The organism is Bradyrhizobium sp. 179 (genome assembly GCF_023073535.1).
Taxonomy (GTDB): Bacteria; Pseudomonadota; Alphaproteobacteria; order Rhizobiales; family Xanthobacteraceae; genus Bradyrhizobium.
This window is the reverse complement of record NZ_JADPJR010000116.1, coordinates 1-21,536: the sequence shown is the minus strand read 5'-3', so window position 1 is coordinate 21,536 and position 21,536 is coordinate 1. Positions and strand designations below refer to the sequence as shown.

Here is a 21,536-nt window from a genome sequence, read left to right as displayed (position 1 = left end):
AGAAGCATGAGCGCTCAGGGAACGCCGTCCGCGGCGAGCAAGCCGACAGCGACGCCGAAGGGCGCCTGGACCATCACCTTTCTCCTGTTTCTGTTCATGCTGGTGAACTTCGCCGACAAGATCGTCGTCGGTCTTGCCGGCGTGCCGATCATGGCGGACCTCAAGCTCACGCCGGAGCAATTCGGCCTGCTCGGCTCGTCGTTCTTCTTCCTGTTCTCGATCTCGGCCATCGTGGTCGGCTTCATCGTCAACAAGGTGCCGACGCGCTGGGTGCTGCTGGCGCTCGCAGTGGTTTGGGCACTGGCGCAGTTTCCGATGGTCGGCACCGTCTCCTTCACCACGCTCCTGATCTGCCGCATCGTGCTGGGCGCCGGCGAAGGCCCGGCCTTCTCGGTCGCAGCGCACGCCATCTACAAATGGTTCCCTGACGAGAAGCGCACGCTGCCGACCGCGATCCTGTCGCAAGGCTCGGCCTTTGGCGTGATCATCGCGGTGCCGGCCTTGAACTGGATCATCGTCAACCATTCCTGGCACTATGCCTTCGGCGCGCTCGGCGTCGTCGGCCTGATCTGGGTCTGTGCCTGGCTCGCGCTCGGCAAGGAGGGGCCGTTGGAGGATGCGCAGGCCCTCGCCGCAACCGAGACGAAGATTCCCTATATTCAGCTTCTTACCTCGCGCACCTTTCTCGGCTGCGTCGCCGCGACCTTCGGCGCCTATTGGGCGCTGTCGCTCGGGCTGACTTGGTTCACGCCGTTCATCATCAAGGGCCTCGGTTTCTCGCAGAGCCAGGCCGGCTGGATTTCCACTCTGCCCTGGATCTTCGGCGCCACCGTCGTGATCCTGACGGGCTGGATCTCGCAAATGATGATGGCGCGCGGCTCGACCACGCGCATCGCCCGCGGCGTGCTCGGCTCGGTGCCGCTGGTCGTCGGCGGCCTGATTCTGGCGACGATGCCGCATGTCCAGGGCGCCGGCCTTCAGCTGGCTTTGCTGGTGGTCGGAACGGGCCTGTGCGGCGCGATCTATGTCGTGTGCCCGCCCATGCTCGGCGAGTTCACGCCGACATCGCAGCGCGGCGCCATCCTCGCGATCTACGGCGCGCTTTATACGCTTTCGGGCATCATCGCACCCGCCGTGATGGGCACCGTGATCCAGCGCGCCGGCAGCATGCTCGACGGCTACATGACCGGCTTCACCATCAATGCGGCGATCATGGTCGGCTCCGGCCTGCTCGGCTTGCTGCTGCTCTGGCCGAACACCGAACGCGCCAGGTTGACGGGCGGTGCCGCCCCGCAGGCGGGCGCGCTGAAGAGTGCGGTGTCGCCGACGTAGGGGTGGCGGCGCACGCCCCAAGCAACAACCGTCGTTCCGGACAAGCGCCCCCCAAGGGCGCGCCGACCCGGGGTCATAACCGCGGGGCGATGCTTGGCGCGGGAACGGACGATTAACTTTGTGGTCGCCGCTTCCGCTCCGTGAACGGTGACAGCACCACCGTCGCCGCCATGAAGATCACGGAGGCGCCGAACACCCAATGCGGCGCGCTCTGGTCCATGATCCAGCCGAACAGCAGCGGGCTGACGATGCCGCCGAGATTGAATCCGGTGGAGACGATGCCGAAGGCACGCCCCGCAGCGCCGGGAGGAGCCGCGTTGCGCACCAGCATGTCGCGCGAGGGTGCGATCACGCCGCTGAGGAAGCCTGCGGCCGTCATCGCGGCGGTGAGAGCCCAGCCCGGCAGTGTGGCGAGTGCGATCAGCAGCACGATCGCCGCATTCGCGGCAAAGCAGGCTGCGGCGACCTGGCCGTGGCGCTCGGTCCGGTCGGCGAGCAAGCCGCCTGCGAGCACGCCGATGGCGCTGGCGCCAAGGAATGCCGTCAGCGCGATGTTGGCGGCGGAGTAGGTGGCGCCGTAGCCGCTCATCAGTGCCACCACGCCGAAATTGTTGATGCCGGCAACCGAGAGGCTCAGCAGCATGAACAGCGCGGTCAGCGTGATCAGCGCCGGCGTGATGACGGCCTGTTTTGGCGCGTTCGCGCTGCCGGGTTTGGTCTTGTGCGCACCGGCGTCGGGAATGTTCATGGCGATCAGCAGCAGCGCCACCGCGACACCGATCGCGCCGGAGGCGATCAGCGCTCCAGTGCCACCGGACAATGTGACGAGCGCAGCGACGATGGCAGGAGCGAGGGCGCCGCCGAGAAAGCCGGCAAAAGTGTGAATCGAGAAGGCGCGGCCCATCCGCGCCTCGTCCATGTGCGCGGCCAGGATCGCGTAATCGGCGGGATGGTAGACGCTGTTGGCGAGGCCCAGCAGCACGGCGCAGGCGATTAGCGAGGCGTAGCTGAGGTGCAAGCCGAGCAGGATCAGCGCGAAGCCGCCGAGCGCGAGCCCGGCCAGCAGAATTCGTCGCGCGCCAAAATGGTCGACGAGATAGCCGGTCGGCGCCTGCGTCAATCCCGACACCACCGCAAACACGGTGAGTGCGAAGCCGAGCTCGATATAGCCGACGCCGAGCTGGCTCTTGAGGAACGGGAACAGCATCGGAAGCACGAGCAGATGGAAATGGCTCACCCAATGCGCGATCGAAATCCCCGTCAGCGTGCGCAGCGCGCTGTCCGCCTTGCTTTGCTGCGGTGCGGCGAGAACGTCGACCATTGTAGTTCCGTCTTGCGTGCTAAAGGAGGCGCAAACTATCGGGCAGAGCGGTTATTTGTCCATGAACGCGGGCGCATGGCAGGTAGCGCGGGCGGCGGCACGAGGTGTGTCGCTAGCCTGCACTTCGCCGGGACGACTTTGGAGGATGTTGCGCCAGCGTGCGCTCAACCCGCGAGCACCGTCCTCACAACGGCTCGTCGTCCGGGCCGTAGCGGTCGCGCTTCGGGGTCGCGATGTCGCCGTCTTCGTAATCGTCATGGTCGATCTCGCGCGGAGGCTTGGGCTTTTTCGCCTTGTCTTGCGCTTGCTTATCGTCCGCGATCTTGTTGTCCGCGATCTTGGGCGGCTCGCTCGGCTTGCCGATCTTGGCCATGGCGGCTCCCGGATGGTGATGCTGCATCCGTCCTAGCCCGACATATGGGAACTTCCTGATCTATCTCAAGCACGGCACTCGGCCGTTCAGTGCACCACCGGCCCGCCTGCCTTCTTCCAGGCATCCAGGCCGCCGGCGATGTGCGCGCTGTTGGAGAGCCCCGCCTCCTTGGCGGCGGCCACCGCCATCGCCGAGCGTTCGCCGAAGGCGCAGAAGAACACGACGCGGCGGCCGGTCGCGGCTGCGACCTCGCGCAGCATGCCGCCGGGCTTCAGGCTCTCCTCCACGGATTGATAGGGCGTGTGCAGTGCTCCTTCGAGCATGCCGTGCTTCATCCGCTCGTTGCTCTCGCGCAGGTCAACCAGCAGGATGTCGGGCCGGCCGAGAATGCGGATCGCCTCGGCGGCACTGAGCGCGCGGCCCTCTTTCTCGAGCTCCTCCTGATGCAGGCCGACATGCATGTTGGCGGGGACCGCAACATCCATCATCTTCGGATTGGGCAGCTTCAGATTGGCCATCAGCTCGATATATTCGTCGACCGAGCGGACCTGGAGCCGCGGATTGTAGCGCTTCTCCTCGCCGATGGTGGAGACGGTATCGCCCTTGTAGTCATGCGCCGGAAACACCATCGTCTCGTCCGGCAGCTTGAGCAGGCGGTTGAAAATCGAATCGTATTGCGCGCGCGATGAGCCGTTCTGGAAATCGGTGCGGCCGGTGCCGCGGATCAGAAGCGTATCGCCGGTGAAGATACGGTCACCCATCAGATACGAATAGGAATCGTCGGTGTGGCCCGGCGTGTACATCACGTCGAGCGACAGGCCCTCGATCGTCACTTTATCGCCGTCGGCGACCCGCATCGCCACCACGTCGGCCTTGGTCTGATCGCCCATCACGGTCATGCAATGGGTGCGGTCGCGCAACTCGCCGAGACCGGTGACGTGATCGGCATGCAGATGGGTGTCGATCGCCTTGACCAGCTTGAGGTCGAGCTCGCGCAGCAACTGGCAGTAGCGGTCGACCTTCTCCAACACGGGATCGAGGATCAGCGCCTCGCCGCCTGGGCGGCTCGCAAGCAGATAGCTGTAGGTGCCCGAAACACTGTCGAAGAGCTGGCGGAAGATCATGGCAGGACCCGGCGTGTGGTGATTTCGAGGATTCTACTAGGGGCGGGCCCTAGAGAGAAGCAAATCACTGTGTAGAGAATGAACTTTAGAAGATCTTTATTGCGCGGGTGGCCGTCCCCACCCACCCCTGTCATCGCCCGCGCAGGCGGGCGATCCAGTATTCCAGAGGCGCTGAACGGGATGGAGGGGCCGCGGCGCACTAGATTCCCCCCTTCGCGGGGAATGACACCGATTGTGTTGCGCGGACGTGCGACAAGCTCGGACAGCTCCTACGGCCGCACCACCGTGTAGCCGTTCTCCGCCAGGAACAGGATCTGCCCGACGCCCACCTGCACCGGCGTTGCCGCGGGAATGAACTCCGGCCGCTTGCCTGTCTCGCGCTCGATCGTGTCCACCGTATTGAGGCAGATGTCGAAGCGCACGCCCTGTGCGATCAGGCTCTCGACCTGCTTGCGACGCTCGCTGCCGGACAGCAATAGATCGATACCGGGACCGAACGCCACCACTTCGACCGCGATCTTGTCGGGGTCGTAAGCCTTCAGCAGGTTGTTGGCGACGCTGAGCACCAGTGCCTGTTTCTTCGCATCGCCGTCGGAGAGCTGAAGTACGACCTTGTGCTCGGCGAACGGCTTGTCCTGCAGCGGCACCTGCTGCGCAAAGCCGGCGGGATCGCTGCCCAGACGAGCAATGCCAGCAGCATCGCGGATGAGATTTGCGACCGCATCATCCTTGTCCTGCAATGCCTGGATTGCCCTCGACCCCTTTCAGGGTGACGCCGGAGCCGAGCCGCTCCTGAAACATTCGTCCCGAGCGCAGATATTTGCCAACGACGTCCCACACCGGCGCGCCTTGCTGGCGGTTGACGGAGGCCCAGCCTGCGACCTTGTAGCGGTGGCTGGCGCCGAGCGCCTTGCCGCCATTGAGCTTCAGCTCGGAGATGCGGCTGCCGATCGCGGCGTCCGGCGTGCAGGTGTAGCTGAACCCGCCGGCGCGCACCATGTCGCCACCCTGCTGGTAATAGGGATCTGCGTTGAAGAGGTTGTCGCAGATGTCCTCCAGCACGTCCTTGATCTGTGCGCCGGTCATCTCCTGCACATAGGTCTCGGGATAGGTGATCGCGGTTTCCGCGAGCACATCCTCCATCGTCAGCGCCTGGCCCGACAGCGCGGTGACGCCCCAGCGGAAGCCCGGCGACAGCGCGATCTCGGCATCGAGCTCGCTGCGCAGCGCCGTGCAGATCAACTCGTCGACGGGACCGGAAAAATTGCCCCGGCGGTAGAGCAGGCGATCGGGCGTTGTGATCTTCTCCGACCAGTCGCTCACATGCGGCGCGCGCAGCCGGCCGATCAGCTCGGCCATCCCCGCATCCGGCTTCAGCAGCTCGGAAAAAACCGGCAGCAGATGATAACGAATGTCGCTGACCTTGCCCTTGCCGATTGCGAGATCGAGCACGGCCAGGAATTTTCCGTTGGAGCCGGCATTGGTGACGAGCGTGGTGCCTCCAGCGTTCTTCACGGCAATCGGCTGCGGCACGGCGTCGTGGGTATGGCCGCCGAGGATAACGTCGATGCCGGTGACGCGGCTCGCGAGTTTCAGGTCCACGTCCATGCCGTTGTGCGACAGCAGGATGACGGCATCGACCTTGTCGGTGGCGCGCAGAGCATCGACATGCTTCTGCAACTCCTCTTCGCGGATGCCAAAGGTCCAGTCCGGCGTGAACCGCTTGGGATGCGCGATCGGCACGTAAGGGAACGCCTGGCCGACGATTGCGACACGATGGCCGCCAAGCTCCTTGATGACAGACGGTTTGAACACGCGCCCGCTGGCTTTGTCGAAGGCGGGAGCATCGTTGAAGGCGGCCTCTTCGGTCAGGAAGACGTTCTGCGCCAGAAACTCGCCCTTGAAGCGCTCGAGATTGTCGCGCAGCACCTGCTCGCCATAGGTGAATTCCCAATGCCCGGTCATCGCCTCGATGCCGAGCAGGTTGGCGACCTCGACCATGTCGCGGCCCTGCATGACATTGGCAAGCCCGGTGCCCTGCCAGAGGTCGCCGCCATCGACGAGCAGCGAATGCTTTTCGCCGACGTCGCCGCGCAAGCGGTCGATCAGCGTCTTCAGATGGGCAAAGCCGCCGAGCTTGCCGAAACGGCCCGCAGATTTCTCGAATTCGAGGCAGGTGAAGGCATAGGCATCCGCGCTGTCGGACCGGATGCCGAACCGCTCCAGGAAGGCGCGGCCAACCAGGTGCGGCGGTCGTCCCGCCATCTCGCCGATGCCGATATTGACGCTGGGCTCGCGGAAATAGACCGGATTGAGCTGCGCATGCGTGTCGGTGATGTGCAGGATGCGCGCATTGCCGAAACGCTCGATGTCATAGATGCTCGCGGTGTCGGCACCGCGCGCGAGCCGCGGCAGTCCGAGCGATGCGGCGGCTAGGCCCGCGCTCTTCAGGAAATCGCGGCGGCGGATGGCCATCTTAACTTCTCCGCGCCCTCAACGCTGTCGACTGTTCCACAAGCATGATCCGGATCCGAAGGGGCCGCGTCAGCGCAAGGTGTGGTGCGGCTTTCCGACAAGATCATGCTCAAAGAATGATCTGGAGCACGATGTTCTCGCGCGCCAGGCCCAGTCTAGCGGATTTCCATCGCCTTCCAGGCCTCTTTTTCGGAATTAGCCTGGAAGATCGACGCCTTCGCCAGCGCCTCGGCCTCTTTCGCTGCGGCAAATGCGCGGTCGAAATCGCCGCCATCGGCCGCCTTCTTCGCCGCCGCCAGCGTCGCGACGGTCGTGGTCCATTGGTGGCGCAGGCTGGCCGCCTCCTTGGCTGCGGCTTCGGCGGCGGCATAGGCCGCCTTGTACTCCGCTTCCGTTGCCGCGCGTGCCGACGGTAGCGCGATGGTCAATGCAACCAGTGTGGCCAGGAGACATGCCCGCTTCATGGCCGCGCTCCCGGTCCCGAGATCGGCAGGCCGTTGGCGACGTAGGAGAGGAAATATTCGACGTCGCGATATTCGTCCGATTGCGGCTCCAGCGGAACCGCCCGGGTCTGGCTGTTGCAGGTGACGAAGCGGCGGCTGGTCGTGCCCATGCCGCTCCATTCGGAGCGGTAGATCGGCATCGCATTCAAAATGCCGAGCGCCGGCGCCAGAGTCTCGGCGCGGATGCGCTCGCCCGGGCTCTGCACGTGGCAGCTCGCGCAGGAGAAGTTCATCTGGCCGCGGCGGGTGTAGAAATACCGCTTGCCGTTCTCGAACGCTTCGAGCGCACGGGGATCATCGGGAATCTTGATGTCCATCGGCTTGCCGCGCGAGGTGTAGGCCATGTAGGCGGTGAGCGAGGCCATCTCGTCCTTGACGTAGGAATAGGGCGCCTCGCCATTGGCCTCGCGGCAGCGGTTCAGCGCGAGCTCCAGCGTGATGACCTTGCCTTCCTTGCTGTCGAAATAGGGATAGTTCTGGCGGATGCCGATGCCGCCGTTCGGGAAGCAATCGGCGTAAGTCTTGCCGTTCTTAAACGGGGTCGAAAACATTTCCTTGCCGGCGTCGAGCGCGAACTCGTAAGGCGGGAATTCTTCCTTCTCCTGCCACTGCCGCTTCATGTCCTCGTTCATGGAATAAGGACCGTTGACGAAATCCTCGCGCTTCACGTTCGGAAATTTCTGGAAGAAGAAATTCTGGAACGCCTTCGCATCAGCAACGGGATCGACCTTATCAGCCGCGACGGCTCGCGGCGAGGTGAGGGCGCACGCAACGAGCGCGGCGCTCACCGAGCCAAGCAGGAGGGAGAAGCGGGTCTTCATCACGCGATCTTCGCGGTGGTCGTATCCGACGCACCCTTGTTGTCGGTCCAGGAGATCTTGAGCTCGTCGCCCTTCTTGGCGCCCTTGAAGCTGAATTTGACGTAGGGGTCCTTGGAGACCGCCGTGCCCCAATTGGCGACAAAGACGTCCTTGCCGTTACATTCGAACTTCAGCTCCTGGATGAAGTGGGCCGGGATCAGCTCGCCCTTGGAATCCTTGACCAGGCCGGTGTCCATGGGATGTTGGATCAGCGCCTGCACCTCGGTGATGTCGCCATTGGATGTTGCGCGCACGCGAATGCTTGATGCCATCGGACCGATCCTCCTAGCCGCCGCAGCCGCCGACGGTGACCTTCACTTCCTTGGTCGCGCTGTAGAGCTTGCCGTCAGCCTCGACGATGGCGACCAATTTGGTGGTCTTGGCCATCTTCAGCCGGTTGGCAACGCCCGGAATCGTGCCGTCGGCGATCTTGTAGGACGCGGCGAGCGCGTACGGGTTCTCGGCCACGAAGAACGAGATCGAGGTCACCTTGTCGAGCGTCGTCGTCACTGAGACCGGCACCACGCCGCCGTTCTCGGCGATCTCCGGCGCATCCAGCTTGACCTTGTCGGAGGGCTCGGCGGTCCTGCCATAGAGCGCCTTGAGCGCGTCGGCCTCGCTCTTCTGCTTGAAGGCCTCTTCCGGATATTTATCGTTCGCCGCGGCGCTCGCTGGGCTGGCCGCGAACGGCAGGTTGCCGAGCCCGATCAGCGCGACAGAGGCAGCGCCCAGAAGGATCAGGCGCCGCGTCGGATGTGGGCCCGTGGTCGTGGTCATCGGAGGTCTCCTGGCGTGCCGGCCGTTTACAGCGTTTGCAGGAAGTCAACGATCGCGTTGATCTCCTGTTCGGTCAAAATCCGGTTCCGGCCGAACGGCGGCATCATGGTCTGCGGATTGCGTTTGGTCTCGTCGAAGATGATCGCGGCCAGCTCGTTGCGGTCGGGGTATCTGGCCTTGATGTCCTTCAGTTCCGGCCCGATCGTCCCCGGCAGGTCGCCCCCCTGGATGACGTGGCAGGTCAGGCAATTGCCCTTGCTGCGGTCGATGGCGAGCTTCCGGCCCTCGTTTGCCGCGGATTGGGCCTGCGCCGGGCTGGCGAGGCCGGCAGCGACGGCCAGCAGGAGGAACAGGATGGGCGTCCGGGACAAAGCAGGCAAGGCGTCATTCCGAGGCGTTATGGCGATGGTCGCGATCGCTGAAATAAAGGCGTTCCAAAGCATAAAGGACATCGCCTGACAATCGAGACTATGCACGGAGCAAAATGGAGTTAATATCTTCCGCATTGCAATTAAAGGCATTATTGGTTCGGCCGATCTGGCCCCGACAATCCCCAACAATAAGGACAATGGGCGCCGGCCGGCTGTTTCCAGGGCGTTTTCGCGCCCATCCTGTTTTCATCGCGTTCTCGTGTTTTCAAGGGGACCTCACTTGGCTGAATATGTCGTCGAATTTGGCGGGGATGGCGGACGGGTCGCGCCGGATGGGCGGCTCGATGCGCCGGCCTTCCATCGCAATCACGAGCCGATCTGGGCGGCGCTGGAAAAGCATCTCGCCGGCACGACCGGTGACGTGGTCGAGCTCGGCAGCGGAACCGGACAGCACGTGGTCCATTTCGCCCGTCATACCCCCGGCCTGATCTGGTGGCCGAGCGACCTCAACCAGCGCCATCTCAAGAGCATCGAGGCCTGGCGCGTTCATTCAGGCCTGCAAAACGTCCGCCCGCCCTTACGGATCGATCTCACCGATCCCGACTGGTGTCCGGAAATGAAAAGCGGGCAGGGGCCGACCAACCTTGCCGCATTGTTCTGCGCCAATGTCATTCACATCGCGCCATGGAACGTGGCCGAGGGTCTGTTCGCCGGCGCCGGGCGCTATTTGCGGGCAGACGGCAAGCTGTTTCTCTACGGCCCGTTCAAGCGCGGCGGCAAGCACACCGCGCTCAGCAACGCCGTGTTCGACACGTCCTTGCGCGAGGGCAATCCCGAATGGGGCGTGCGCGACATCGGCGATGTCGAGGCGCTGGCGCAAGGCATTGGCCTCCGGCTGATCGATACGATCGAGATGCCAGCGAACAATCTCACGCTCGTGTTTTCGCGCTAAGCCGCATCGGCAGTGCGCTCCCTCCCCCGCTTGCGGGGGAGGGCTGGGGAGAGGGTGTCTCGACCACGGGACAATCCCCTAGAGGAGAGAGCCCTCACCCGCCGTGCTTCGCACGTCGACCTCTCCCGCAAGCGGGCTACCAGATTCACACATCTCGAAAATGGAATCATCTTCAATGAGTTAGCAAAAGCCAGGTTTTGGACGCTCACGCGCTGCAGAATCGAGACAAGTGACTCGGATGACTCACTTTTTGGGCTTAATCGGCGAATGGCTCTGACAGAGATGTGTGAATACGGTAGCGCAAGCGGGAGAGGTGCACGGCGTCACGCGGCGCCATCTCTCCACCCGATCTTCTCCTTCAAGAAGCGATAGCCCAGCACCTCGAAGCCAGCGCGCTCCTTGTTGTCCTTGCCGTAGCCGTGGCCGCCGGCTGCCGGTTCGTAGAACCAGGCCTCGTAGCCCATCGCCTGGAGCTTGGCGGCCATCTTGCGCGCGTGGCCGGGATGCACGCGGTCGTCGCGCCGTGTGGTGGCGATCAGGATCGGCGGATAGGGCTGAGCGGCCTTGACGTTGTGATAGGCCGAGTAGGTCTTCAGCCAGTCCCATTCCTCCGGCTTGTCCGGGTCGCCATATTCCGCGATCCAGCTCGCGCCCGCGAGCAGCTTGGTGTAGCGGCGCATGTCGATCAGGGGGATGGTGCAGAACAGCGCGCCGAAACGCTCGGGGTATCGCACCAGCATGTTGGTGATGAGGATGCCGCCGTTTGATCCACCCTGTGCGGCGATGCGCTTTGACGTGGTCACGCCGCGGCGGACGAGATCGGCGGCGACGGCCGCGAAATCGTCATGCGACAGCCTCTTGCCGGCGAGCCGCCCGGCATCGTGCCAGCGCGTACCGAACTCGCCGCCGCCGCGCAAATTCGCCTGCACAATCGTGCCGCCGCGCTCCAGCCACAGCTTGCCGAGCGCGGCATTGTAATACGGCTTCACCGAATGGGCGAAGCCGCCATAGGCGCTCAGATAGACCGGCGCATCGCCGGTCTCGCCTGCAGGGCCGCTCTGGACATAGGGAATTCGCTCGCCGTCGATCGAGACGGCCTCGTGCTGCTGCGTCACCACGAGACCATCGGCGGTGAACGTTTTCGGCGCCTGCTTCAGCACGGTCGGGCTGGCGACGCCGCGTTCGATCAGCAGCAGCGACGGCGGCGTGAGCGGATCCTGCACATTGGCGAGCAGATCGCCGTTGCTTTCGGACGGATGGCGATCGAGCGGCCAGATGTCGACAACGCCGATCTGCGGCAGGCCACCAAGCGTCTCGCGGCTCCAGCCCGCAGCGGATGGCGTGCAGATCTCGAAGCACGGACGCAGCTCGTCGAGGATCGACAGCATGAGCTTGCCCGCGGCCCAGAACAGACCTTGCAACGCGCGCCGCGGCGCTGGCTCGAACAGCACCGCGAAATTGCGGCTGCCGGCGAGGAACGCCGACAGCGCCATGCCGAGCACCGTGTCAGCGGTATAGGTCCGGCCTGCGATGGACCAGTCCTTGCGCAGCTTGATCGCGAACCAGTCGCCATGCGCCTGCATCCAGATGCCGGTCGGCAGGTCCAACTTCGTCATCGCGCCGGCCGCATCGCGCAGCCAGACGGCGTGATTGAAGAAGTCGATCTGGTCGACGATCCAGACACGCGGCGCCGCGCCGGTGTCGTCGGCCATGCCGTAGATCACCATGTGATCGGCGGTGGTCTCGATAATGATCTCTGCCTGATCGACAGGCTGGCCGCGCCGCCACAGCCGAACGGTACGTGCATATCCCGAGCTCGTGGCCATGCCCTCGCCATGCGCGCTCGACAGCAGCAATGTGTCGGCATCGAGCCAATCCACGCCGCCCTTCGCTTCCGGCAGCGTGAACCCGCCGGCCACGAAGCTCTTGGTGTTGAGGTCGAACTCCCGCAACGTGACAGCATCGCTGCCGCCGCGCGACAGGCTCAGAATCGCGCGCGAACTTCCGGGCATCGTGGCGATCTGGCTCAGCAGCCAGTCCTCGCCTTCGCTTGCGGCGAGCTGGTCGATGTCGAGCATGGTCTCCCACGCCGGGTTGGCTTTGCGAAACTCCGCCAGCGTCGTCCGCCGCCACAGGCCCCGCGGATTGGCGGCGTCTTTCCAGAGATTGTGCAGATCGCTGCCGCGCCGGCTGACATAGGGAATGTTGTCGGGCCGGTCGTAGATCGCGGCGAGCGTGTCGCGGTCGCGCACGAACGCTGGGCCGCCGAACGCGGCGAGCGTCAGTTGATTCTGCCGCTCGACGAAATCGAGTGCCTGCTTGCCCTCGATCTCCTCCAGCCAGAGCCACGGATCATCGTCGGGAGCGCTGAGCGTAGGCCTGTCGTCGACGGTCATGAGCGAAACTCCAGGAAGACGCGGCGGATAGGATTCAATCGAGCGCAAGGCGTCAAGGACGCGGCCAGCTATCATCCGTCCGATTGCGTCAGAGGCATGGCCCGCGCCCGTTTGCGCCGGTTGCCCGCCCTCTCGCGCCCCTCCATAGTGCCGGAAATCAACGAGAGCCCCTTGAGCCCCCTTGGGGCGGAAATGCCGATGTTAGACGTGATCTCTACCGCCGAAATCGCCGACGACGCGCGCGTGCGTGCCAATGTGGTGCGCCTTGCCGCCGCGCAGGCGCTGACCGGCGCCAATTCGGCGGTGATCTTCGCCACCGGCTCGATCGTCGGCGCGACGCTCGCACCGGACATGTCGCTCGCGACCGTGCCGCTGTCGATGTACGTGCTGGGGCTCGCCGCCGGCACCTTGCCGACCGGCGCGATCTCGCGCCGCTTCGGCCGCCGCGCCGCCTTCGTCATCGGCACCGGCCTCGGCACGCTCACTGGCCTCACCGGCTCGTTCGCGATCCTGCACGCCTCCTTCGCGCTGTTCTGCGTCGCGACCTTCCTCGGCGGCCTCTATGGCGCGGTCGCGCAATCCTACCGCTTCGCCGCCGCCGATGGCGCCAGCGCGGCCTATCGCCCCAAGGCTGTGTCCTGGGTGATGGCGGGCGGCGTGTTCGCCGGCGTGCTCGGTCCGCAGCTCGTGCAATGGACCATGGACCTCTGGCAGCCTTATCTGTTCGCCTTCAGCTTCCTGGTGCAGGCGGCGGTGGCACTGGTCGCGATGGGCATCCTCGCCGGCGTCGACATGCCAAAGCCCGCGCCGGCCGATCTGCATGGCGGCCGGCCGCTGCTCGACATCGTGATCCAGCCGCGCTTCATCGCGGCCGCTTTGTGCGGCGTCATCTCCTATCCCATGATGAACCTGGTGATGACCTCGGCGCCGCTCGCCATGAAGATGTGCGGCCTCAGCGTTTCCGATTCCAATTTCGGCATTCAATGGCACATCGTCGCCATGTACGGGCCAAGCTTCTTCACGGGTGCGCTGATCGCGCGCTTCGGTGCCCCGAAGGTCGTTGCGGCCGGCCTGCTGCTGGAGGCCGGCGCCGCCGGCATCGGCCTTTCCGGAATCAGCGCGATGCATTTCTGGGCGACGCTGATCGTGCTCGGGGTCGGCTGGAATTTCTCCTTCATCGGCGCCTCCGCGCTGGTGTTGGAGACGCACCGTCCGCAGGAGCGCAACAAGGTGCAGGCCTTCAACGATTTCCTGGTGTTCGGCATGATGGCGATCGGCTCGTTCTCCTCTGGCCAGCTGCTTGCCAATTACGGCTGGTCTGCGGTGAACATGGTGGTGTTCCCGCCGGTGGTTCTGGGTCTTGTCGTGCTCTCGCTGGTCTCCTGGGCCCGCCGCCGCAAGGCGCGGCTGGACGCGGCGATGGGCGAGCTCCCGGATGCGATTTGACGCATGATCCGGAAATGTGCGCAGCGGCTTTCCGGACCTTGCTCAATAGGTGGCAGGAGGGTGTCAGCAGCGTTGATGCTTCGATCGCCGTCGAAGTGATTTTCGGAGCTGATGTCGTTACATGATGCTCGTCATGAAGAGACGGGCGTGAAGCAAGGCGCTCGCGGGGGAAACAAAGGACAAGCGCAAATGCTCGACAATCCCCGGCCCGCTGCTCCAATCAACGAATCCTCCCTCCGCTACGAAGGCTGGCGCATCGTCGCGGTCTGCTTCCTGCTCGCGACCTTCGGCTGGGGGCTCGGCTTCTACGGCCAGAGCGTCTATGTCGCTGAGCTCCAGCGCGCGCATGGCTGGTCCGCGTCGCTGATCTCGTCGGGCACGACCTTCTTCTATCTGTTCGGTGCGCTGCTGGTCGTCTTCGTTGGCGAGGCCATCCAAAAGCATGGCGCGCGCCTCTGCCTGATCGCCGGCACGCTGGCGATGGCGGCGGCGGCAGTGGCGATCGGCGCGGTGCGCGAGCCCTGGCAGCTCTATCTCGCCAATGCCGTGCTCGCCTTCGGCTGGGCCGGAACCAGTCTCGCCATGATCACCAACACGATCAGCCTGTGGTTCGACCACAAGCGCGGTATGGCGATCAGTCTCGCGCTGAACGGCGCCAGCTTCGGCGGCATCGTCGGCGTTCCGCTGCTGGTGGCGCTGATCGGCCATGTCGGTTTTGCCAGCGCGATGTACGCCGCGGCCGGCGCCATGCTGGTGCTGCTCCTGCCGGTGATCCTCATTCTCGTCGGCCGGCCGCCCGATCACGGCTGGCATGCGACTGCGAAGCCGAAGCCGCAATCGTCGGCGCAGATCCGCGCGCAGGCCCTGCGCGACGTCGGCTTCCTCACCGTGACGATTGCGTTTGCATTGGTGCTGTTCGCCCAGGTCGGCTTCATCGTGCACCTGATCTCGTTCCTCGATCCCGTGATCGGGCGCGAGCGCGCCGCCGTCGCGGTCGCGGTGCTGACGGCGATGGCGGTGGTCGGCCGTGTGCTGTTCTCGCTGGTGATCGACCGCCTCGACCAGCGACTGGCGTCGGCGCTCTCGTTCCTGAGCCAGGCCGCCGCGCTCTTCGTCGTCATCAATTTGCACAATGATTACGCGCTGATCGCGGCCTGCGCGGTGTTCGGCTTCTCGGTCGGCAACCTCATCACGCTGCCGTCGCTGATCGTGCAGCAGGAGTTCGAGTCCGCCTCGTTCGGCGTGCTGATCAGCCTCAACACTGCGATCAACCAGGTCACCTACGCGTTCGGCCCCGGCGTCGTCGGCTTCCTCCGCGATCTCTCCGGCGGCTACTCGCTGCCGTTCTATCTCTGCATCGCGCTGGAGGTGATCGCCGCCGCACTGATCATGGTGCGCGGGAGGCGCGCGAACAAGTCATAGAGACGCGACGGCGTTTCCAAAAAATTCCGTCATTGCGAGGAGCACTTGCGACGAAGCAATCCAGAGCGTTTCCGCAGAGACAGCCTGGATTGCTTCGCGGAGCCTGTCATCGGGCCGCGCTGCGCGCGGACCCGTTGGCTCGCAACGACGAGGGGAGAGCGGGGGCTCACGCCTTGCGCTGCTTCAGCAAATCCTCGACATCCAACCGCTTCGTAAACATCGCCAGCTTTCCATCCGGCCCGAACGGCCATTGCTCCCTCGGCTTGTCCCAATAGAGCTCGACGCCATTCTGGTCGGGGTCGCGCAAGTAAAGCGCTTCGCTGACGCCATGGTCGCTGGCGCCGTCAAGCGCAATGCCCGCCGACAGCACCCGGTGCAGCGCGTCCGCCAGCGCCGGCCGCGTCGGATAGAGGATCGCGGTGTGATAGAGCCCGGTCGTGCCTGGCGGCGGCGGCGAGCCGCCCTTGCTTACCCAGGTGTTGAGGCCGATGTGATGATGATAGCCGCCGGCCGAAATGAAGGCCGCGCCGGAGCTCATCCGCTGCATCAGCTCGAAGCCGAGCACGCCGCAATAGAATCCGAGCGCACGATCGAGATCAGCGACCTTGAGATGGACGTGGCCGATCCGGGTGCCGGCGGCGACGGCTGAGCTTTGCGACATGTGAATGCTCCCTTGACGAACTCCACATAAGGCAGGCTTCGGGACAGTGCTATTGGCCCATCTCGAAACCCATCGTTTCCGAATGGGAAACTAGGCCAGCTCCGACACCTCGCCCTCCGGCAGGCCGAACTCGAACGTGTTCAGCGTCATCGACACCAGGGTGTAATAGCCGCACAGCCCGATCACCTCGACGACGCCGCGCTCACTGAGGAGCTTGACCGCCTCATCGTAGAGACCCTTCTCGACGCCGTGGCCTTCGTGCAGCGACTTCGCGAGGTCGTAGATCATCTTTCCCTTGGGATCGTCGAACTCAGGCGTGCGGCGGTCGCGGATCGCCTCGATGATCTCGAGCTTCATGCCGCCTGCGAGCGCGAGGCGCTTATGCGCATACCATTCGTAATGCGCGGTCCAGTGCCGTGCCGTCACCAGGATCGCGATCTCCGAAAGGCTTGCCGGAAATATGGTGTCGAAGCGGAGTACCTCGCCAAGTCGCGTGGCGTGGCGCGCCATCTCGGGGCTGCTCAGCCAGGCCATCATCGGCGCCGGCGGCTTGCCGCGCTTGCCGGCAATGGATTCATCATAGGTCTGGCGCTGGCTTTCGTTCATTTCGCCAGGCGAAAGAAGTTTCAGGCGCATCCTCGTTTCCTCTTTGTTTTCAAGCCGACATGCCCCGGATTATAGCCGAAGGCAGCGCGTCGTGCGCGGCACGGAAGTGGTTGAATTCCACGGTGCGATGGCTCAGAGTCGCGTCCAACAAGTCGATTTTGATTGATGGAAACGACCAATGGCTGAATCTAGGACCAGCGACGCTGAGAGCGCCGATCTCGAACAATTCCGCAACGAGACGCGCGCCTGGCTTGAAGCCAATTGCCCGCCGGAGATGCGCAAGCCGGTGACGTCGGATGCCGACGTGTTCTGGGGCGGGCGCAACGCAAAATTCTCGTCCGAGCCGCAGCGCATCTGGTTCGAGCGCATGCGCGACAAGGGCTGGACCGTGCCGGACTGGCCGAAGGAGTATGGCGGCGGCGGCTTGAGTGCTGCCGAACACAAGGTGCTGCGCGCCGAAATGGCAAAGATGGGCGCGCGCCCGCCGCTGTCGAGCTTCGGCATCTGGATGCTCGGGCCGGCACTGCTGAAATACGGCAACGACGCCCAGAAGAAGGAGCATCTGCCGAAGATCGCGGCGGGCGAGATTCGCTGGTGCCAAGGCTATTCCGAGCCGAACGCCGGCTCCGATCTCGCCTCGCTCCAGACCCGTGCCGAGAGCGACGGCGACGACTTCATCATCAACGGCCAGAAGATCTGGACGTCCTACGCCAACTACGCCGACTGGATCTTCTGCCTGGTCCGCACCGATCCGACCGCGAAGAAGCACGACGGCATCAGCTTCATCCTGTTCGACATGACCTCGAAGGGTGTCTCCACAAAGCCGATTCTCCTGATCTCCGGCTATTCGCCGTTCTGCGAGACCTTCTTCGACAACGTCCGCGTGCCGAAATCGAACGTGGTCGGCACCATCAACCGCGGCTGGGATGTCGCAAAGTATCTGCTTCAGCACGAGCGCGCGATGATCTCGGGGATGGGCGAGCGCGGCGTCGGCCGTCCGCTCGGCCAGATCGCCGCTGACACCGTCGGCACCGATGCGCTGGGGCGGCTCGATGATGCCATGCTGCGCGGCCAGATCGCGCGCTTCGACGTCGACGAAGCCGCGCTTGCCGCCTGTGCCGAGCGCGCGGTCGATCTCGCCAAGGCCGGGCAGGCGCATCCGGCGTTCTCGTCCGCGATGAAATATTACGGCACCGAGCTCAACAAGCGGCGCTACGAGATCCTGATGTCGGCCGGCGGCGTCGATGCGCTGGAATGGGAGAGCGAACGCTCGAAGCAGGGCGCCCGCCCGCGCGCCTGGCTGCGTACCAAGGCCAACTCGATCGAGGGCGGCACGTCCGAGGTCATGCTCGGCATCGTCGCCAAGCGCATCCTGGATCTGCCGGGGGCGTGAGGTTTTCCGTCATTCCGGGGCGCGCATAGCGCGAACCCGGAATCCGCTCATCCTCCAACTCTGCCGCCCGATGGATTCCGGGCCTGCGCCTGCGGCGCATCCCGGAATGACGAACCAAATCAGATTTTCGAATCGGAAACACGCCCATGGCCCTCGTCCTCACCGAAGAACAATCGATGCTCCGCGATTCCGCGCGCGGGCTGATCAGCGACAAGGCGCCGGTGTCGCACCTGCGCCATTTGCGCGACAGCAAGGACCCCACCGGCTTCTCCAAGGAGCTTTGGCATTCCTTCGCCGAGATGGGGTTTGCCGGCCTGCTGGTCCCTGAAGAGTTCGGCGGCTCTGGCCTCGGCTATGTCGAGGCCGGCGTCGTCATGGAGGAGATCGGCCGCACCTTGATGCCCTCGCCCTTCCTCGCCACCGGCGTGGTCGCGGCCTCGGCCCTAAATCGTGGCGGCAACGCCGCGCAGAAATCGGAATATTTGCCGAAAATCGCGAGCGGCTCTCTGCTTGCGGCGCTCGCCATCGATGAAGGCGCAAAGCATCGTCCGCTCCAGACCAGCCTCCGGGCCGTGCGCGCCGGTAACGGCTTCAAGCTCTCCGGCGCCAAGGCACTGGTCGTCGACGGGCACGTCGCCGACCTCCTCATCGTCGCCGCGCGCACCGCGGGTGCTGCCGGCGAGCGTGAAGGCCTGACGCTATTCCTGGTGGACCCCAAGGCGAAAGGGATCGCGGTCGAACGCACCATCATGGTCGATGCGCACAACGCGGCGCGGATCGAATTCGCCAATGTCGAGGTCAATGCCGACAGCATGCTCGGCGAGGTCGATCAGGCCGCCGGCCTGCTCGAGGGCGTGCTCGATATCGGCCGGGGCGCGGTCGCCTCCGAAATGGTGGGATTGAGCGAAGAGGTGTTCAATCGCACCGTCGAGTACCTGAAGAGCCGCAAGCAATTCGGCAAGCTGATCGGCGAATTCCAGGCGCTCCAGCACCGCGCCGCCGAACTCTATATCGACATCGAGATCACCCGCGCCGCCGTCATGAAGGCACTTCAAGCGCTGGATGTGGACGTCGCCAAGGCCGCATCGAGCGTCGCCGTGGCCAAGGCCCGCGCCGGCACCACCGCGACGCGCGCGGTGCAGGAAGGCGTGCAGATGCACGGCGGCATGGGCATGACCGACCAGTTCGACATCGGTTTCTTCATGAAGCGCGCAAGGGTGTGCGAGGAACTGTTCGGCGACGCCAACTACCACACTGAGCAACTGGCGCGGGCGCGGGGATATTAAGGCGCACCGTCATGTCACGCTCGGTGTCATCGCCCGCGAAGGCGGGCGACGACAGTTGAGAGTGTGGAGAGCGCTTGCCCAAAGCTCGTCATTGCGAGGGGCCCTTGCGACGAAGCAATCCAGACTGCGTCCGTGGAAAGAATCTGGATTGCTTCGCTTCGCTCGCAATGACGGCGGAGGGATCCCCTACCTCATCGGCGGTGCGTACTGCACGCCACCGGCATTCCACAGCTGGTTCATGCCGCGGGGGATCTTCAGCTTGGACTTCTCGCCGATGTTGCGGTCGTACATCTCGCCGTAATTGCCGACATGGCGGATGATGCGGGCGGCCCAGTCCTTGGTGAGGCCGAGCTGCTCGCCGTAATTGCCCTCGGTGCCGACGAGGCGCATCACTTCCGGCTTCTTCGACTTCAGGGCTTCGTCGATGTTCTCCGAGGTCACCCCCAACTCCTCGGCGTTGATCATCGCATAGAGCGTCCACTTCACGATCATCATCCAGTCGTCGTCGCGCTGGCGCACGACCGGGGCGAGCGGCTCCTTGGAGATCATGTCCGGCAGGATCATGTGGTCGCCGGGTTTTGAGAGGTTCAGCCTGAGTGCATAGAGCTGGGAGACATCGGCGCTCAGCGTGTCGCACTTACCGGTGTCATAGGCTTTCACGACGTCGTCGAGCTTGTCGAACTTCACCTCGTCATACTTCATGTTGTTGGCACGGAAGTAATCGACGACGTTGAGTGCCGTGGTGGTGCCGGACTGGACGCAGACCTTGCTGCCGGTCAGGTCGAGCGACGTCTCCTTGTTGCGCGAGCGCGGCAGCATGAAACCTGCGCCGTCATAATAGGCCACGGCCGGGAAATAGAGGTCGTAGTCGAGCTCGCGCGCCATGCTCCAGGTCGAGTTGCGGGAGAGGATGTCCACCTTCCGGCTCTGCAATTCCTTGAAGCGCTCGCTGGCATCGAGCGCGACGAACTTCGCCTTGCCCGGATCGTTGAAGATCGCCGCGGCCACCGCGCGGCAGAAATCGACGTCGAAGCCGGTCCAATTGCCCTTGTCGTCCGGGATTGAGAAGCCCGGCAGGCCCTTGTTGACGCCGCACAGCACCTCGCCACGGCGCACGGTCCGCTTCAGGGTGCGGGTGTCGTAGAATTCATAGATGATGGCCAGAACGGCGACCAGCACGGCGACCGCGAGCCCGATCAGCAGGCCGCCTCGAAAAGTGCGCATCATGTTGCTCTCTCGAAAAATCGGGAAAAGGAGTATTCGTTAAGGCGAGGAAGATCAGAGCTCAGGCTTCTGCCGGATGACAACCTTGGTCCCGACCGGGACGCGATCGTAGAGATCGGCGACGTCATTGTTGACCAGGCGGAAGCAACCCGAGGACACCTTGGTGCCGATCGTATCCGGACGGTTGGTGCCGTGGATGCGGTAGACCGTGGTGCCCAGATACATGGCGCGGGCGCCGAGCGGGTTGCCAGGGCCGCCAGCCATGAAGCGCGGCAGATAGGGCTGGCGCTGGATCATCTCTGGCGGCGGCGTCCAGTCCGGCCATTCCTTCTTGTTGGTGATGTTCACCAGCCCCTGCCACTGGAAACCGTCGCGGCCGACGCCGATGCCGTAGCGGATCGCGCGCCCGCCGGGCTGCACCAGATAAAGGTGCCGCTCGGCCGTCGAGATGATGATGGTGCCGGGCGCCTCGGTGGTGCGGAAGTAGACCACCTGCTTCTGCCATTCCGGGTCGAGCTGGTAGCCGTCATCGGCGATCAGGCCCGGCTCGTCGCCGCGATCAGGCTGCTGCGCGAAGACGTGGGGAGCCGACAGGATCAGGCCAATCGCAGCCACAAACATCCCGGTCAGGCGACGAAAATCCGTCATGTAAAAGCTCTCCCCGCTGCCACAGCGCAAATCATTTCAGAACCATCAAACCTGAGGGGCAGGTTCATGGCAAGTTGATGGCGCACCGCCCTGGTATGTCACGAGAATGCTTTGGTTTTTTGACGGACGGCGCAATCCCACAAACAGGGGATGGCGCGAAAAGCATAGGTTGTCGCCAAGGCCGCGCTGGGCTCCCTCCCCCGCTTGCGGGGCGCTTGCGGGGAGGGTTGGGGAGAGGGTGTCGCGCGATGGGACCCTCCCTCAGAGGCTATGGGATTCCCGGTTTTATGCTTTGGATTGCAAGCAGATAACCTTCGAGGATTGCGGCGAGGCGGTCCCAGCCGTCTCGCATTGTCTTTGGGCCTG

Annotated in this window: 20 protein-coding genes and 1 pseudogene; 6 read left to right on the top strand and 15 right to left on the bottom strand. The window is 64.3% G+C overall.

The window, feature by feature from the left end; genetic code table 11:
• The first annotated feature begins 6 nt into the window (after positions 1–6).
• Positions 7–1,332, top strand: coding sequence for an MFS transporter (locus tag IVB12_RS26910; protein WP_247303598.1), 1,326 nt, complete (start codon positions 7–9; stop codon positions 1,330–1,332).
• Positions 1,333–1,444: 112 nt separating this feature from the next.
• Here the strand turns inward: IVB12_RS26910 and IVB12_RS26905 are convergent, their stop codons facing one another.
• From IVB12_RS26905 to soxX, 10 genes and pseudogenes are all read right to left on the bottom strand, one after another.
• Positions 1,445–2,653 carry an MFS transporter gene (locus IVB12_RS26905; RefSeq protein WP_247303596.1) on the bottom strand — a complete coding sequence of 403 codons (1,209 nt, stop codon included), beginning with the start codon at positions 2,651–2,653 and terminating at the stop codon, positions 1,445–1,447.
• A gap of 184 nt (positions 2,654–2,837) precedes the next feature.
• Entirely contained in the window at positions 2,838–3,026 is a 189-nt protein-coding gene (locus IVB12_RS26900) for a hypothetical protein (protein WP_247281912.1), read from the bottom strand.
• A gap of 86 nt (positions 3,027–3,112) precedes the next feature.
• Positions 3,113–4,150, bottom strand: coding sequence for an MBL fold metallo-hydrolase (locus IVB12_RS26895; RefSeq protein ID WP_247303595.1), 1,038 nt, complete (start codon positions 4,148–4,150; stop codon positions 3,113–3,115).
• 269 nt (positions 4,151–4,419) lie between these two features.
• Positions 4,420–4,877: pseudogene (locus IVB12_RS26890) on the bottom strand (hypothetical protein).
• Positions 4,874–6,625, bottom strand: a complete 1,752-nt coding sequence (gene soxB / locus IVB12_RS26885; protein ID WP_247303593.1) for a thiosulfohydrolase SoxB — start codon at positions 6,623–6,625, stop codon at positions 4,874–4,876. Before soxB ends, IVB12_RS26890 begins: the two are co-directional and overlap by 4 nt.
• A gap of 155 nt (positions 6,626–6,780) precedes the next feature.
• On the bottom strand, positions 6,781–7,089 hold the full coding sequence (locus tag IVB12_RS26880) for a hypothetical protein (protein WP_247303591.1): 309 nt from the start codon (positions 7,087–7,089) through the stop codon (positions 6,781–6,783).
• Complete coding sequence (gene soxA, locus IVB12_RS26875) at positions 7,086–7,949, bottom strand: sulfur oxidation c-type cytochrome SoxA (RefSeq protein ID WP_247303590.1); 864 nt, start codon at positions 7,947–7,949, stop codon at positions 7,086–7,088. Before soxA ends, IVB12_RS26880 begins: the two co-directional genes overlap by 4 nt.
• Positions 7,949–8,260, bottom strand: coding sequence for a thiosulfate oxidation carrier complex protein SoxZ (soxZ, locus tag IVB12_RS26870; protein ID WP_247303589.1), 312 nt, complete (start codon positions 8,258–8,260; stop codon positions 7,949–7,951). Before soxZ ends, soxA begins: the two co-directional genes overlap by 1 nt.
• A 13-nt stretch (positions 8,261–8,273) precedes the next feature.
• On the bottom strand, positions 8,274–8,765 hold the full coding sequence (gene soxY / locus IVB12_RS26865) for a thiosulfate oxidation carrier protein SoxY (RefSeq protein ID WP_247303588.1): 492 nt from the start codon (positions 8,763–8,765) through the stop codon (positions 8,274–8,276).
• Positions 8,766–8,791: 26 nt separating this feature from the next.
• A complete protein-coding gene (soxX, locus tag IVB12_RS26860; RefSeq protein WP_247303587.1) occupies positions 8,792–9,145 on the bottom strand; it encodes a sulfur oxidation c-type cytochrome SoxX in 354 nt (117 codons plus the stop codon).
• Positions 9,146–9,416: 271 nt separating this feature from the next.
• On the opposite strand from soxX, the gene IVB12_RS26855 reads away from it, so the two are divergent.
• Positions 9,417–10,088 (top strand): DUF938 domain-containing protein, encoded by a 672-nt coding sequence (locus tag IVB12_RS26855; RefSeq protein WP_247303586.1) that lies wholly within the window; start codon positions 9,417–9,419, stop codon positions 10,086–10,088.
• A 323-nt stretch (positions 10,089–10,411) separates the two neighbouring features.
• On the opposite strand, the gene IVB12_RS26850 is transcribed toward IVB12_RS26855, so the two are convergent.
• Positions 10,412–12,484 carry a prolyl oligopeptidase family serine peptidase gene (locus IVB12_RS26850; protein ID WP_247303585.1) on the bottom strand — a complete coding sequence of 691 codons (2,073 nt, stop codon included), beginning with the start codon at positions 12,482–12,484 and terminating at the stop codon, positions 10,412–10,414.
• Positions 12,485–12,682: 198 nt separating this feature from the next.
• Between IVB12_RS26850 and IVB12_RS26845 the strand changes: the two genes are divergently transcribed.
• Together IVB12_RS26845 and IVB12_RS26840 are read left to right on the top strand one after the other, a co-directional pair.
• The gene (locus tag IVB12_RS26845; protein WP_247303584.1) at positions 12,683–13,930 is read left to right on the top strand and encodes an MFS transporter; all 1,248 of its coding nucleotides are present in this window, start codon (positions 12,683–12,685) and stop codon (positions 13,928–13,930) included.
• 189 nt (positions 13,931–14,119) lie between these two features.
• The gene (locus IVB12_RS26840) at positions 14,120–15,352 is read left to right on the top strand and encodes an MFS transporter (protein ID WP_247303583.1); all 1,233 of its coding nucleotides are present in this window, start codon (positions 14,120–14,122) and stop codon (positions 15,350–15,352) included.
• A 166-nt stretch (positions 15,353–15,518) separates the two neighbouring features.
• Here the strand turns inward: IVB12_RS26840 and IVB12_RS26835 are convergent, their stop codons facing one another.
• Both IVB12_RS26835 and IVB12_RS26830 read right to left on the bottom strand, forming a co-directional pair.
• Positions 15,519–16,013 carry a VOC family protein gene (locus IVB12_RS26835; RefSeq protein ID WP_247303581.1) on the bottom strand — a complete coding sequence of 165 codons (495 nt, stop codon included), beginning with the start codon at positions 16,011–16,013 and terminating at the stop codon, positions 15,519–15,521.
• 90 nt (positions 16,014–16,103) lie between these two features.
• Positions 16,104–16,649 (bottom strand): carboxymuconolactone decarboxylase family protein, encoded by a 546-nt coding sequence (locus IVB12_RS26830; protein ID WP_247303579.1) that lies wholly within the window; start codon positions 16,647–16,649, stop codon positions 16,104–16,106.
• A 148-nt stretch (positions 16,650–16,797) separates the two neighbouring features.
• Between IVB12_RS26830 and IVB12_RS26825 the strand changes: the two genes are divergently transcribed.
• On the top strand, positions 16,798–18,012 hold the full coding sequence (locus tag IVB12_RS26825) for an acyl-CoA dehydrogenase family protein (RefSeq protein WP_247303577.1): 1,215 nt from the start codon (positions 16,798–16,800) through the stop codon (positions 18,010–18,012).
• A gap of 146 nt (positions 18,013–18,158) precedes the next feature.
• Positions 18,159–19,298, top strand: a complete 1,140-nt coding sequence (locus tag IVB12_RS26820; protein ID WP_247303575.1) for an acyl-CoA dehydrogenase family protein — start codon at positions 18,159–18,161, stop codon at positions 19,296–19,298.
• Between the two features lie 186 nt (positions 19,299–19,484).
• On the opposite strand, the gene IVB12_RS26815 is transcribed toward IVB12_RS26820, so the two are convergent.
• Both IVB12_RS26815 and IVB12_RS26810 read right to left on the bottom strand, forming a co-directional pair.
• Complete coding sequence (locus tag IVB12_RS26815; protein ID WP_247303951.1) at positions 19,485–20,522, bottom strand: amino acid ABC transporter substrate-binding protein; 1,038 nt, start codon at positions 20,520–20,522, stop codon at positions 19,485–19,487.
• Between the two features lie 54 nt (positions 20,523–20,576).
• A complete protein-coding gene (locus IVB12_RS26810; protein WP_247303573.1) occupies positions 20,577–21,170 on the bottom strand; it encodes a L,D-transpeptidase in 594 nt (197 codons plus the stop codon).
• Positions 21,171–21,536 lie beyond the last annotated feature (366 nt).

Bases quoted from the DNA above. Each gene is read 5' to 3' on its own strand.
- IVB12_RS26910 (WP_247303598.1), top strand. From the start codon at position 7: ATGAGCGCTCAGGGAACGCCGTCCGCGGCGAGCAAGCCGACAGCGACG.
- IVB12_RS26905 (WP_247303596.1), bottom strand. From the start codon at position 2,653: ATGGTCGACGTTCTCGCCGCACCGCAGCAAAGCAAGGCGGACAGCGCG.
- IVB12_RS26900 (WP_247281912.1), bottom strand. From the start codon at position 3,026: ATGGCCAAGATCGGCAAGCCGAGCGAGCCGCCCAAGATCGCGGACAAC.
- IVB12_RS26895 (WP_247303595.1), bottom strand. From the start codon at position 4,150: ATGATCTTCCGCCAGCTCTTCGACAGTGTTTCGGGCACCTACAGCTAT.
- soxB (WP_247303593.1), bottom strand. From the start codon at position 6,625: ATGGCCATCCGCCGCCGCGATTTCCTGAAGAGCGCGGGCCTAGCCGCC.
- IVB12_RS26880 (WP_247303591.1), bottom strand. From the start codon at position 7,089: ATGAAGCGGGCATGTCTCCTGGCCACACTGGTTGCATTGACCATCGCG.
- soxA (WP_247303590.1), bottom strand. From the start codon at position 7,949: ATGAAGACCCGCTTCTCCCTCCTGCTTGGCTCGGTGAGCGCCGCGCTC.
- soxZ (WP_247303589.1), bottom strand. From the start codon at position 8,260: ATGGCATCAAGCATTCGCGTGCGCGCAACATCCAATGGCGACATCACC.
- soxY (WP_247303588.1), bottom strand. From the start codon at position 8,765: ATGACCACGACCACGGGCCCACATCCGACGCGGCGCCTGATCCTTCTG.
- IVB12_RS26850 (WP_247303585.1), bottom strand. From the start codon at position 12,484: ATGACCGTCGACGACAGGCCTACGCTCAGCGCTCCCGACGATGATCCG.
- IVB12_RS26845 (WP_247303584.1), top strand. From the start codon at position 12,683: ATGTTAGACGTGATCTCTACCGCCGAAATCGCCGACGACGCGCGCGTG.
- IVB12_RS26840 (WP_247303583.1), top strand. From the start codon at position 14,120: ATGCTCGACAATCCCCGGCCCGCTGCTCCAATCAACGAATCCTCCCTC.
- IVB12_RS26835 (WP_247303581.1), bottom strand. From the start codon at position 16,013: ATGTCGCAAAGCTCAGCCGTCGCCGCCGGCACCCGGATCGGCCACGTC.
- IVB12_RS26830 (WP_247303579.1), bottom strand. From the start codon at position 16,649: ATGCGCCTGAAACTTCTTTCGCCTGGCGAAATGAACGAAAGCCAGCGC.
- IVB12_RS26825 (WP_247303577.1), top strand. From the start codon at position 16,798: ATGGCTGAATCTAGGACCAGCGACGCTGAGAGCGCCGATCTCGAACAA.
- IVB12_RS26820 (WP_247303575.1), top strand. From the start codon at position 18,159: ATGGCCCTCGTCCTCACCGAAGAACAATCGATGCTCCGCGATTCCGCG.
- IVB12_RS26815 (WP_247303951.1), bottom strand. From the start codon at position 20,522: ATGCGCACTTTTCGAGGCGGCCTGCTGATCGGGCTCGCGGTCGCCGTG.
- IVB12_RS26810 (WP_247303573.1), bottom strand. From the start codon at position 21,170: ATGACGGATTTTCGTCGCCTGACCGGGATGTTTGTGGCTGCGATTGGC.